Raw genomic sequence first — 11,251 nt, forward strand, 5'->3', positions numbered from 1 at the left:
TCCGATTCGTACCATTTGGCTCCAGGATATCCGCCATGACCGCCGCCACACTCCAGACATCCCTCGGCTACTCCTCCCTCACCGGCCCGCGCACGAAGAACGAGGATTTCTGCGGCGCGGCTACCCCCGAGGGGCCGGAACTCGACGCCAAAGGCATCCTCGCCGTGGTGGCGGATGGCGTCGGCGGTCATGCCAACGGGCGCGAGGCCTCCGAATACACCGTTCGCGGCCTGCTCTCCGACTACTACGCCACGCCCGACACCTGGGCGGTCAACAAATCCCTCGACACGGTTCTTGCCGCACTCAACCGCTGGCTGGTTTCCCACGCGGCCCGCACCCGCGAAACCGCCGGCATGGCCACCACCCTGTCGGCCATCGTGCTGCGCGGCCGGCGCTACTACCTCGCCCATGTGGGTGACACGCGCATCTACCGGCTGCGCGCCGGCAAGCTCGAACAGCTCACCACCGACCACGTGTGGGAACACCCCGAACTCAAAAACGTGCTGTCCCGCGCGGTCGGCCTCGACGCCCATCTCTCGGTGGATTACGCCGACGGCGAACTAGAGGCCGGCGACGTTTTTGCGCTGATGAGCGACGGCGTGTGGGGCCAGCTCGGCGAACGCAAGATCGCCGACATCCTGCGCATGGAGGCCGACCCCCAGGATGCCGCCGCCCGCCTTGCCATGGGCGCCGAAGACAGCGGCAGCCCGGACAACTGCACGGCGCTGGTGCTGCGCATCGACGCCCTGCCGCCCGACCGCCTGCGCGACAACATCGCCCGCCTGCACCACCTGCCGCTGCCGCCACGCCTCAAGCCCGGCCAGCAGATCGACGGGCTCACCATCGACGCCCTGCTCCACGAGTCCGTCGCCACCCTGCTCTACCGCGTGCGCGACGCCAAGGGCCAGGCCCACGTCCTCAAAACCCTGCGCCCCGAACACGACGACGCCCAGGCCGCGGCCGCGCTGGCCCACGAAGAATGGCTCGCCCGCCGGGTGAACGACGCGTGGTTTCCGCAGGTCGTTCCCCACCCCGGGCGCAGCCACCTTTATTACCTGATGAGCTGGCACGAAGGCGCCACCCTCAAGGCCCGGCTCGACAACGGCCACCGCTTCGGCGCCGGCGAAGTGGCCGGGCTGGGCACCCGCATCCTCAAGGGCATCGCCGGCCTGCACCGGCTTTCGATCATTCACCGGGACATCAAGCCCGACAACCTGCACCTCGACACCGAAGGCCGCCTGCGCATCCTCGACCTGGGCGTGGCCGCCTCGGACAGCCACGCCGACGGCCAGCCCTTCGAGGAGATCAACAACCCCGGCACCCCCAGCTACATGGCGCCGGAACTCTACGGCCCCAAAACCATCCCCGCCAACGAGCAGACCGACCTCTACGCCATCGGCGTCACCCTCTACGAACTCCTGACCCGCAAATACCCCTACGGCGAGATCGAGCCCTTCCAGAACCCGAGATTCGGCGACCCGGTGCCCCCCACCCGCTACCGCCCCGACATTCCCGCCTGGCTCGAGGCGGTGCTCCTCAAGGCCGTCGCCCGCGAACCGAAGGCCCGCTTCGAAACCGCCGAAGAATTCCTCCTCGCCCTCGAACGGGGCGCCAACCGCCCGCTGGCCGTACCGCGCAGATCGCCCCTCCTGGAACGCGATCCACAACTCGGCCTCAAGCTGCTGGCCGCAGGCTCGCTGGTGCTCAACATATTTCTGATCTATCTGATGCTGCTACGCTAGTTCTTGCGAAGTTTTCGAAGCCACCATGATTTCGCCCGGTCGATGGCGCGAATGTGAATCAAGGCAAGCCGCTCCAGCTGACCGCGGTTGAGCGCCGCGAGCGATCGCCATCAGCAGCCGCGCCAACAGCCAACTCGGCGCGACCAAAGACGAAGGCACAACACCCAGCGGCAGCGCAGCACGTCTACGCCCGCTTCCACCGCCAGTCTCCCACCAAAACCGCGTCGGCCTTTGGATGAACCCGAACCCGCTTTACAATAGCGGGTTTTCCGGCTCGTCTGGCCGGAAGCCCTGAACATCAAAGGAACACCATGGCTCTCCAATGCGGCATCGTCGGCCTGCCCAACGTCGGCAAATCGACCCTCTTCAATGCCCTAACCAAGGCCGGCATCGCCGCCGAGAACTACCCCTTCTGCACCATCGAGCCCAACGTCGGCATCGTCGAAGTGCCCGACCCGCGCCTTGACGCCCTGTGCGAGATCGTCAAGCCCCAGAAGACCCAGCCGGCCATCGTCGAATTCGTGGACATCGCCGGCCTCGTAGCGGGCGCCTCCAAGGGTGAAGGCCTGGGCAACCAGTTCCTCGCCAACATCCGCGAAACCGACGCCATCGTTAACGTCGTGCGCTGCTTCGACGACGAGAACGTCATCCACGTGAATGGCAAGGTCGACCCGCTCGCCGACATCGAAACCATCGTCACCGAACTGGCCCTGGCCGACATGTCCGCCGTCGAGAAGGCCATCCACCGCGAAAGCAAGAAGGGCCGCTCCGGCGACAAGGATGCGCAGAAGCTCGTCGCCATTCTCGAAAAGCTGCTGCCCCACCTCAACGAAGGCCAGCCGGCGCGCACCATGGCACTCAGCGACGACGAGAAGCTGATCCTCAAGCCCCTGTGCCTGATGACCCTCAAGCCCGCCATGTATGTGGGCAACGTGATGGAAGACGGCTTCGAGAACAACCCCTACCTCGACCGCCTGCGCGAACACGCAGCCAAGGAAGGTGCCCCGGTGGTCGCCCTGTGCGCCAAGATCGAAGCCGAACTGGCCGACCTCGACGACGAAGACAAGATGGCCTTCCTCGCCGATCTGGGCCTCGAAGAGCCGGGCCTCAACCGCCTGATCCGCGCCGGCTACCAGCTTCTCGGCCTGCAAACCTACTTCACCGCCGGCGTCAAGGAAGTCCGCGCCTGGACCATCCACGTGGGCGACACCGCCCCCCAGGCCGCCGGCGTCATCCACACCGACTTCGAACGCGGCTTCATCCGCGCCCAGACCATCGCCTTCGACGACTTCATCAAGTACAAGGGCGAAGCCGGCGCCAAGGAAGCCGGCAAGATGCGCTCCGAAGGCAAGGAATACGTCGTCAAGGACGGCGACGTGCTGAACTTCCTGTTCAACGTCTAAGCCAAAAGTGCTGGATCACGGCATGTCAGGGCGGGTAGGCAACACCCCCAAACCCCACCACCCTTGCGGGGTTTGACACGCTGGATCAGCCCGATCCCTGCTCGGCATGGTCTGCCGAGCAGGGATTTTCCTTTTCAGGAAGGCCGTCAGTCATGACGACCGAGCCCTTGATCGGAAGCCGCCCGCACATGACGCATCGAGACGGGTCGAATTTCGTGAACATCTCAAATGCGGCCCGATGCTGACTCAGCGGGGCCAAATGGCAGGCCTGCCACCTGTCAAATCGTGACATTTTCACGTCGACATTTTTTACACAACGACAAAAACATAAGTTCCTTGTAATTTTAACTTCCAGCTAAACACATAATTCACATACGTTTTAATGCTGAAAATAAAATTAGCACGTTAATTGCTTTAGTCATGGCAAACCTCTTTGACTCCAAATCGGACAGCCATGAAAAAAATCACAATCGCCGCCTGCCTTTCGCTGTATGCCATCGGGGCCCAGGCTGCCGACATTCTTTACTGGAGTGATAAGTCAGTTGGCGTCGACGCGATGGACGCAGCCCTTGCCGCGTCCGGCCACACGATCACCACCGCCAGCAACGAAACCGACTTCGTCACCAAGGTCACCACCGGCGGCTGGGATCTCGTGGTGAACTTCAACCAGAACAGCAGTAACAATGCAGCGGTATCGGCCACGAACAGCTGGGTTGCCGGCGGCGGCAAGGCCATTTTCACCCACTGGCTTTCCAGCGCCGGCGCCGCTTTTGGTGCCAGTTATACGGGTCAGGAAAACATCACCTCCTTCAGCGTTTCCAATACGCTGCTCGCAACCGGCATCACCAACCCGGTTGGACTGTATAACCCGGGCTGGTCCGTGTTCTCGCTGGGAATGGCAGAAACGAGCGGCATCAGCGCTGCCGACTTCGCCAACACAGATGACGCAATCATCATCGGAAACGGCGATAAGACGATCATCAACGGTTTCCTGAGCGACACCTTTGTCGATTTCGCCCAGGGCCAGGCGCTATTCACCAACGAAATCAATTACATGCTGGTCAGCGCACCCCCGACTGCCGTGCCGGAACCCGCAACGATGGCTCTCGCGGGTCTTGGCCTGATGAGCCTGGCCGCAGCCCGCCGCCGCAAGAACTGATTACCCGCCGGGGGCACACGCCTCCCGCAGCCAAAACCGGCTCACAGGATGTGGGCCGTTTTTTTGCCCTGAACATTCTTCAGGCCATGGCTTGCGCAGGCCAAGCGGCAATCCGATGTGGTGTGTCGCTCATGCCCATGTGCCTGAAAGCCCACACCTCTGCCGCACCACGGGACGGCTCCTGGCATGTAAAAAGGGCGTCCGCCGGACGCCCTTACAAAACCGCTTTGCTCCTGCACAGCCCCCAGATTCAGCTCTCTTCGGCCACCGCATCGGCCCGCGTCTTGGTGACGAAGCGCGCAAGGAAAATCCCCAGTTCGTAGAGCAGGCACATGGGAATCGCCAGCATCAGTTGCGAAACGACGTCCGGCGGCGTAACCACGGCGGCGATGATGAAGGCGCCGACGATGACATAAGGCCGCGCCTCCTTCAGTTTGGGCACGTCAACCACGCCCAGCTTGACCAGCACGATCACGAACACCGGCACTTCGAAGGTAATGCCGAAGGCCAGGAACATGGACATCACGAAAGCCAGGTACTGCTCGATGTCAGGCGCCGGGGTAATGCTCTTGGGGGCAAACTGGGCGATGAACTTGAATACCGTGCCGAACACGAAGAAGTAGCAGAAGGCCATGCCCGCCAGAAACAGGATGGTGCTGCCGATAACCAGCGGCAGCCCAAGACGCTTTTCGTGGGCGTACAGCCCAGGCGCGATGAAGCACCAGGCTTGGTAGAGCACGAAGGGCAACGCCACGACGAAGGCCACCAGCAGCGTGACCTTCATCGGCACGAAGAAGGGCGTCACCACGCCGGTGGCGATCATCCGCGTACCCTCCGGCAGCGCCTGCATCATCGGATGGGCGAGAATGTCGTAAATCTCGCCCGCCCACGGCATCAGGCAGACAAAGGCCACCGCGATGGCGACAACGGCTCGCAGCAGACGGTCGCGCAGCTCGACCAGGTGCGAAATGAAAGTATCTTCCTGGGCACTCATGACTTGATGATCTTGGGTTCGGACACGGCTTCGACGGATTTCGGCGCCTCGGCAACGACGGGCTGATCCGCGAAGGGCGCGGGACCGGCGTGGGTTTCGGCTTCGGCCAGTTGCCGGTCGAGCAGTTCGGCGGCGGCATCATGCGCGCCATCCGATACGGCCGTCGCGTCCTGAGGCTGTGCCTTGAAACTGTTTTCAAGGTCGGCCACCGCCGACGAAGCCGATTGCAGCGAGGACGCAACACCGTTCTCGATGCCGGCCATCTCGCCGCGCACCGAAGATTCGAAGGACATCGCCGACTGGCGCGCCTCTTCCTGCAATTTTTTCAGCTCATCGAGCTGCATTTCCCGGCTGATGTCCGACTTGACGTCGGAAACATAGCGCTGCAAGCGACCAAGCAGATGACCTGCGGTACGCGCAACCTTGGGAAGCCGTTCGGGGCCAAGCACCAGCAGGGCCACGATACCGATGACTATGAGTTCGGAAAAACCGATATCAAACATCCGATTCGCCTATGTTCTCGAAACGTCGGAAAAGAACAGGCGCCACAAACAAAAAGAGGGGCGACTTAATGCGCCCCCCTTTTCCGCGCCTGTCGCGGGCAAGGAATCAGGATTTAGTCTTTTCCCGCGCTTCCGCGTCGATGGTCTGCTTGCCACCATCGGCGATCTTCTGGCTGGCGTCACCGCCCTGATCAGCCTCGCGCATGCCGTCCTTGAAACCTTTGACCGCACCACCGAGATCCTGCCCGATGTTGCGCAGCTTCTTGGTACCGAACACGAGCATGACGATCACCAGAACGATCAGCCAATGCCAAATGCTGAAGGAACCCATTGAATTCTCCTAGAAACTACCGTTTAAGCATCGGCCCGACAGGCTCCTGCCCACCGACAATGTGCATGTGCACATGCATGACTTCCTGTCCGCCAACGCGACCGGTGTTGATGATGGACCGAAAGCCGTCCGTGCTTCCTTGATCGACGGCAATCTGGTTGGCCACCGCCAGCATCCGGCCGAGCACCGGCGTATCTTCAACCCCGGCGTGAGCCAGCGAGGTGATGTGCTTTTTCGGAATGACCAGCACATGCACCGGACGCTGAGGCTGGATATCGTTGAAAGCCAGCACCTCGTCGTCTTCATACACCTTAGCGGCGGGAATCTCTCCGCGCACGATACGGCAGAACAGGCAATCCTGCATCTGACTCTCTCTTTACTTGGCGGTTCGCGCTTTTTTCTCGTCGATGCCCGACACGCCTTCACGGCGGCGGAACTCCGCAAGCACGTCATCGACCGTAAGGCCGAAGTGGGCCAGAAGAATCATCGTGTGGAACCACACGTCGGTCACTTCCCACACCACGTGCAACAGATCCTTGTCCTTGGCGGCCATGATGACCTCGGCAGACTCCTCGGCAACCTTCTTGCAGATCGCGTCAGTCCCCTTGTGGAACAATCCGGACACATAAGAGGATTCCGGACTCGCTTCCTTGCGTTCGGCAAGGGTCTGGGCGACCCGGTGCAGCACTTCGATATCGATCATTTGTATATGTCCTTCGGGTCTTTGAGAACCGGGTCGACGGCTTCCCAGCGGCCGTCTGCGAGGTATTTCTGGAAGAAGCAGCTGCGCCGCCCGGTGTGACAGGCGATACCGCCAACCTGCTCGATCTTCAGAAGCACCACGTCATTGTCACAGTCGATGCGGATCTCGCGGATCTTTTGAGTGTGGCCGGACTCTTCGCCCTTGTGCCACAGCCGCCCGCGGGAACGCGAGAAATATACAGCTTCACCCGTTTCAACCGTTCGCGCCAGGGCGTCTCGGTTCATCCAGGCAAACATCAACACATCATTGGTTTCGGCATCCTGGGCGATGGCGGGAATCAGGCCGTCCTTGTCCCAGGCGAGTTCGTCGAGCCAGGCAGAATCGTGGCTCACAGGCGCACCTCGATGCCACGGGCACGCATCAGTTCCTTGGCGTCGCGCACCGTGTGATCGCCGAAGTGGAAAATACTGGCGGCCAGCACTGCATCGGCACGACCCAGGGTGACACCGTCGGCAAGGTGCTCGAGGCTGCCGACACCACCGCTGGCGATGACGGGAATTGAAACCGCATCCGAAACGGCGCGAGTCAGGCCCAGGTCGAAACCGTTCTTGGTGCCGTCCCTGTCCATGCTGGTGAGCAGGATCTCGCCGGCGCCCAGGGCAGCAATCCTTTGCGCCCACTCGACGACATCGAGCCCGGTACGGTTGCGACCACCGTGGGTGAAGACCTCCCACTTGCCGGGTGCCACCTGCTTGGCGTCGATGGCGACGACGATGCACTGGCTGCCGACCTTGCCGGCAGCTTCAGCAACCAGCTGCGGGTTATTCACCGCCGCGGTGTTCATGCTGACCTTGTCCGCACCGGCATTGAGGAGACGCCGCACGTCATCGACGGTACGCACCCCGCCCCCCACCGTGAGCGGAATGAAAACCTGCTCGGCGACCTGCTCGACGACATGCAGGATGATGTTGCGGTCGTCAGAACTGGCGGTAATGTCGAGGAAGGTGATTTCGTCGGCGCCCTGCTCGTCGTAGCGGCGGGCCACCTCGACGGGGTCGCCGGCATCCCTGAGCTCGACGAAATTGACGCCCTTGACCACACGGCCGGCACTGACGTCGAGGCAGGGAATGATGCGCTTGGCAAGCATGGATCAGACGGCCCCGTTAAGGGCGTCGGCGCGGGCCTGGGCTGCCGCGAAATCGAGGGTGCCTTCGTAGATCGCACGACCGGTGATGGCACCGGTGATGCCTTCGAACTCGACAGCGCAGAGCGCTTCCACATCGGTCAGGGTGGCGATGCCGCCGCTGGCGATGACCGGAATGCGCAGGGCCTGGGCCAGCTTGACGGTCGCCTCGATATTGACGCCGGAAAGCATCCCGTCGCGGCCGATGTCGGTGTAGATCACGCCTTCAACGCCGTAGTCCTCGAACTTCTTGGCGAGGTCGACAACATCATGACCGGTGAGCTTGGACCAGCCATCCACCGCCACCTTGCCTTCCTTTGCGTCGAGGCCGACGATGATATGGCCTGGGAAGGCGCCGCAGGCATCATGCAGGAAACCGGGGTTCTTGACTGCCGCGGTACCGATGATCACATAGGTGAGTCCGGCGTCGAGCGCCCGCTCGATGGTGTCGAGGTCACGGATGCCACCGCCCAGCTGGACGGGGATCTCGTCACCGACTTCCGCAAGAATGGCCCTGATCGCGGTCTGGTTCTTGGGCTTGCCGGCAAAGGCACCGTCCAGATCCACCACGTGCAGGCGCCGGGCGCCCTGGTTGATCCAGTGTCGGGCGGTGGCACCCGGATCTTCGGAGAAGACCGTGGCAGCGTCCATTTCGCCTTGTTTCAGGCGCACGCAGTGACCGTCCTTGAGGTCGATGGCAGGAATCAGCAGCATAGGAAGAAGTGCGTTAGATGAGTTGAAACGGAACGGCGGGAGGGTGAGATAGGCGACGGCGGCAGGTCAGGGCTTCCAGGACATGAAGTTCGACAGCAACTGCAGACCGGCTTGCGCGCTCTTTTCCGGGTGGAATTGGATTGCGAAGATATTAGCCTGCGCTACCGCCCCGGTAAAGGGGATGCCGTAGTCGGTGGTCGCCGCGATGACGGACTGATCTGCCGGATCGACATAGTAGCTGTGAACATAGTAGAAGCGGGCGCCGTCCTCGATGTTGGCCCACAGCGGGTGGGCCTGCTTCTGCCAGACCTCGTTCCAGCCCATGTGGGGCACCTTGAGGCGCGAGCCGTCGGCAGCCACCATCTTGTCGGCGGGAAAACGCCGGACTTCGCCCTTGAAGATACCCAAGCCGGGCACGTTGCCCTCTTCGCTGTGCTCGAAGAGCATTTGCTGGCCGATACAGATTCCCAGGAAGGGCTTGCTCCTGGCGGCTTCCAGCACCGCCGGACGCAGGCCGCGGGCGTCGAGTTCGGCCATGCAGTCGGGCATCGCCCCCTGGCCGGGGAACACCACCCGGTCGGCGGACAGCACTTCGGCCGGATCGGCGGTCACGACAACCGTCGCCGCGGGGGCTACATGTTCGATGGCCTTGGCCACCGAACGCAGGTTGCCCATGCCGTAATCGATGATGGCGACCGTGCTCACAGGGCCCCCTTGGTCGAAGGCACCACGCCGGCCTGGCGCGGGTCGGGCGTTACCGCCATGCGCAGCGCGCGGCCAAAGGCCTTGAACACGGTTTCGCACTGATGGTGCGCGTTGCGGCCCTTGAGGTTGTCGATATGCAGGCTGACGCCGGCGTGATTGACGAAACCCTGGAAGAATTCATAGACGAGCTGCGTATCCAGCGCACCGATCATGCCGGCGCTGAAGGGCACGTCGAACTCCAGCCCGGGCCGCCCCGACAGATCGACGACGACGCGCGACAGGGCCTCGTCGAGCGGCACGTAGGCGTGGCCATAGCGGGTCAGGCCCTTCTTGTCGCCAACCGCCTTCGCGAAGGCCTGGCCGACGGTGATTCCCACATCCTCCACCGTGTGGTGGCCGTCGATATGCAGGTCGCCGACAGCTTCGATCTCGAGGTCGAATGTGCCGTGGCGGGCGATCTGGTCGAGCATGTGGTCGAAGAAACCGATGCCGGTATTGAGCTGACTCTTGCCCGAACCATCCAAGTCGATCCGGACCCGGATCTTGGTTTCGAGGGTGTCGCGAGAGATTTCGGCTTGCCGCATTGCGTGTTTTTCCAGGAGAAACGGTCGAAACGAGGTAATCGGAATGGCCATGATAGCATTTAGCGTTTTCACCGTCCCTTGCGGCGCCCAACGCCGCGGAGCAGATTTGCCATGAGCCGCTTCTGGAGCCCCGTCGTCCACGACCTGACCCCGTATGTTCCCGGCGAGCAGCCCAAGCTCGCCAATCTGGTCAAGCTCAACACCAACGAAAACCCTTACCCGCCCAGCCCCCGCGTACAGGCAGCGATCCACGCCGAGCTGGGCCATGACGCAGACCGCCTCAAGCTCTACCCGGACCCGACCGGCAGCCAGCTCAAGGATGCCGTCGGTCGCCATTTCGGCGTGCCCCCTGAATGGGTTTTCGTCGGCAACAGTTCGGACGAGGTGCTGGCCCACACTTTCCAGGCCCTGCTCAAGCACGACAAGCCGCTGCTCTTTCCCGACATCACCTACAGCTTCTATCCGGTGTATTGCGGCCTCTATGGCATCGACTTCGAAACCTTAGCGCTGTCGGACGAGTTCGAAATCCGCGTGGATGACTACCTCGCCCGCGGCGCGGCCAACATTGGCGGGGTGATCTTCCCCAACCCCAACGCCCCCACCGGCCGCCTGCTGCCACTGGATGAAATCGCCCGTCTGGCCGACGCCCTGCCCGATGCGCCCATCGTCATCGACGAAGCCTACGTCGATTTTGGTGGCCTCGACCTGATTCCCACCGCGGTGGCACTGATCAGGCAGCACCCGAACATCCTCGTCACCCAGACCCTGTCCAAATCCCGCTCGCTGGCCGGGCTGCGGGTTGGCTTCGCGATCGGCCAGCCGGAGCTCATCGAGGCGCTCACGCGGGTCAAGGACAGCTTCAACTCCTACCCGCTCGATCGCCTCGCCCTGGTGGGCGCCAGCGCGGCGATGGACGACGAGGCATGGTTCCAGCAAACCCGCAGGCAGGTCATCGTCAGCCGGGATGCACTCTCTGCCGGCCTCGCCGCGCTCGGCTTCGAGGTGCTGCCGTCGGCCGCCAACTTTGTCTTCGCCCGCCATCCGGATCGCGATGCACTCACCCTTGCCGCTGCGCTGCGGGAGCGCAGCATCATCGTGCGTCACTTCAAGGCGGCACGCATTGATCAGTTCCTGCGCATCACGGTGGGAACGGAGGCGCAGTGCAACCTGCTGCTGGAGGCGCTGAAGGAAATCGTGGCCTGACACATCACGCCGGCGCCATGAAAAAGC

At 62.6% G+C, this 11,251-nt stretch carries 14 protein-coding genes; 4 read left to right on the plus strand and 10 right to left on the minus strand.

The window, feature by feature from the left end:
* Window positions 1–35 precede the first annotated feature (35 nt).
* The 3 genes from Q1W26_RS20480 (at window position 36) to Q1W26_RS20490 (ending at window position 4,304) form a co-directional block, all read left to right on the plus strand.
* Window positions 36–1,742, plus strand: coding sequence for a bifunctional protein-serine/threonine kinase/phosphatase (locus Q1W26_RS20480; protein WP_300444443.1), 1,707 nt, complete (start codon window positions 36–38; stop codon window positions 1,740–1,742).
* Window positions 1,743–2,053: 311 nt separating this feature from the next.
* Entirely contained in the window at window positions 2,054–3,145 is a 1,092-nt protein-coding gene (gene ychF / locus Q1W26_RS20485; RefSeq protein ID WP_300444445.1) for a redox-regulated ATPase YchF, read from the plus strand.
* Between the two features lie 454 nt (window positions 3,146–3,599).
* Window positions 3,600–4,304: a PEP-CTERM sorting domain-containing protein gene (locus tag Q1W26_RS20490; RefSeq protein ID WP_300444448.1), complete on the plus strand. Its 705-nt coding sequence runs from the start codon at window positions 3,600–3,602 to the stop codon at window positions 4,302–4,304.
* 250 nt (window positions 4,305–4,554) lie between these two features.
* On the opposite strand, the gene tatC is transcribed toward Q1W26_RS20490, so the two are convergent.
* The 10 genes from tatC to hisB form a co-directional block, all read right to left on the minus strand.
* Entirely contained in the window at window positions 4,555–5,298 is a 744-nt protein-coding gene (gene tatC / locus Q1W26_RS20495; RefSeq protein ID WP_300444450.1) for a twin-arginine translocase subunit TatC, read from the minus strand.
* Complete coding sequence (gene tatB / locus Q1W26_RS20500) at window positions 5,295–5,801, minus strand: Sec-independent protein translocase protein TatB (RefSeq protein WP_300444452.1); 507 nt, start codon at window positions 5,799–5,801, stop codon at window positions 5,295–5,297. Before tatB ends, tatC begins: the two co-directional genes overlap by 4 nt.
* Before the next feature lie 106 nt (window positions 5,802–5,907).
* Window positions 5,908–6,132 (minus strand): Sec-independent protein translocase subunit TatA, encoded by a 225-nt coding sequence (tatA, locus tag Q1W26_RS20505; protein ID WP_300444455.1) that lies wholly within the window; start codon window positions 6,130–6,132, stop codon window positions 5,908–5,910.
* Between the two features lie 16 nt (window positions 6,133–6,148).
* Entirely contained in the window at window positions 6,149–6,496 is a 348-nt protein-coding gene (locus Q1W26_RS20510; RefSeq protein WP_300444458.1) for a histidine triad nucleotide-binding protein, read from the minus strand.
* A gap of 12 nt (window positions 6,497–6,508) precedes the next feature.
* Window positions 6,509–6,835, minus strand: a complete 327-nt coding sequence (locus Q1W26_RS20515) for a phosphoribosyl-ATP diphosphatase (protein ID WP_300444461.1) — start codon at window positions 6,833–6,835, stop codon at window positions 6,509–6,511.
* Window positions 6,832–7,227 carry a phosphoribosyl-AMP cyclohydrolase gene (gene hisI, locus Q1W26_RS20520; protein ID WP_300444463.1) on the minus strand — a complete coding sequence of 132 codons (396 nt, stop codon included), beginning with the start codon at window positions 7,225–7,227 and terminating at the stop codon, window positions 6,832–6,834. Before hisI ends, Q1W26_RS20515 begins: the two co-directional genes overlap by 4 nt.
* On the minus strand, window positions 7,224–7,982 hold the full coding sequence (gene hisF / locus Q1W26_RS20525; RefSeq protein WP_300444466.1) for an imidazole glycerol phosphate synthase subunit HisF: 759 nt from the start codon (window positions 7,980–7,982) through the stop codon (window positions 7,224–7,226). Before hisF ends, hisI begins: the two co-directional genes overlap by 4 nt.
* A gap of 3 nt (window positions 7,983–7,985) precedes the next feature.
* Complete coding sequence (gene hisA / locus Q1W26_RS20530; RefSeq protein WP_300444468.1) at window positions 7,986–8,732, minus strand: 1-(5-phosphoribosyl)-5-[(5-phosphoribosylamino)methylideneamino]imidazole-4-carboxamide isomerase; 747 nt, start codon at window positions 8,730–8,732, stop codon at window positions 7,986–7,988.
* 66 nt (window positions 8,733–8,798) lie between these two features.
* Entirely contained in the window at window positions 8,799–9,437 is a 639-nt protein-coding gene (gene hisH, locus Q1W26_RS20535) for an imidazole glycerol phosphate synthase subunit HisH (RefSeq protein WP_300444471.1), read from the minus strand.
* Window positions 9,434–10,021 carry an imidazoleglycerol-phosphate dehydratase HisB gene (gene hisB, locus Q1W26_RS20540; protein WP_300444474.1) on the minus strand — a complete coding sequence of 196 codons (588 nt, stop codon included), beginning with the start codon at window positions 10,019–10,021 and terminating at the stop codon, window positions 9,434–9,436. The genes hisH and hisB overlap by 4 nt, the downstream gene beginning before the upstream one ends.
* A 111-nt stretch (window positions 10,022–10,132) precedes the next feature.
* On the opposite strand from hisB, the gene hisC reads away from it, so the two are divergent.
* Window positions 10,133–11,224, plus strand: a complete 1,092-nt coding sequence (gene hisC / locus Q1W26_RS20545; protein WP_300444477.1) for a histidinol-phosphate transaminase — start codon at window positions 10,133–10,135, stop codon at window positions 11,222–11,224.
* Window positions 11,225–11,251 lie beyond the last annotated feature (27 nt).

It is taken from the genome of Zoogloea sp. (assembly GCF_030157465.1).
Classification (GTDB): domain Bacteria; phylum Pseudomonadota; class Gammaproteobacteria; order Burkholderiales; family Rhodocyclaceae; genus Zoogloea.

What these genes read in the sequence shown, in the direction of transcription:
- hisF (WP_300444466.1), bottom strand. Translation starts at nt 7,982, where the DNA reads ATGCTTGCCAAGCGCATCATTCCCTGCCTCGACGTCAGTGCCGGCCGT.
- Q1W26_RS20490 (WP_300444448.1), top strand. Translation starts at nt 3,600, where the DNA reads ATGAAAAAAATCACAATCGCCGCCTGCCTTTCGCTGTATGCCATCGGG.
- hisA (WP_300444468.1), bottom strand. Translation starts at nt 8,732, where the DNA reads ATGCTGCTGATTCCTGCCATCGACCTCAAGGACGGTCACTGCGTGCGC.
- Q1W26_RS20515 (WP_300444461.1), bottom strand. Translation starts at nt 6,835, where the DNA reads ATGATCGATATCGAAGTGCTGCACCGGGTCGCCCAGACCCTTGCCGAA.
- hisC (WP_300444477.1), top strand. Translation starts at nt 10,133, where the DNA reads ATGAGCCGCTTCTGGAGCCCCGTCGTCCACGACCTGACCCCGTATGTT.
- tatA (WP_300444455.1), bottom strand. Translation starts at nt 6,132, where the DNA reads ATGGGTTCCTTCAGCATTTGGCATTGGCTGATCGTTCTGGTGATCGTC.
- hisB (WP_300444474.1), bottom strand. Translation starts at nt 10,021, where the DNA reads ATGCGGCAAGCCGAAATCTCTCGCGACACCCTCGAAACCAAGATCCGG.
- Q1W26_RS20510 (WP_300444458.1), bottom strand. Translation starts at nt 6,496, where the DNA reads ATGCAGGATTGCCTGTTCTGCCGTATCGTGCGCGGAGAGATTCCCGCC.
- ychF (WP_300444445.1), top strand. Translation starts at nt 2,054, where the DNA reads ATGGCTCTCCAATGCGGCATCGTCGGCCTGCCCAACGTCGGCAAATCG.
- Q1W26_RS20480 (WP_300444443.1), top strand. Translation starts at nt 36, where the DNA reads ATGACCGCCGCCACACTCCAGACATCCCTCGGCTACTCCTCCCTCACC.
- tatC (WP_300444450.1), bottom strand. Translation starts at nt 5,298, where the DNA reads ATGAGTGCCCAGGAAGATACTTTCATTTCGCACCTGGTCGAGCTGCGC.
- tatB (WP_300444452.1), bottom strand. Translation starts at nt 5,801, where the DNA reads ATGTTTGATATCGGTTTTTCCGAACTCATAGTCATCGGTATCGTGGCC.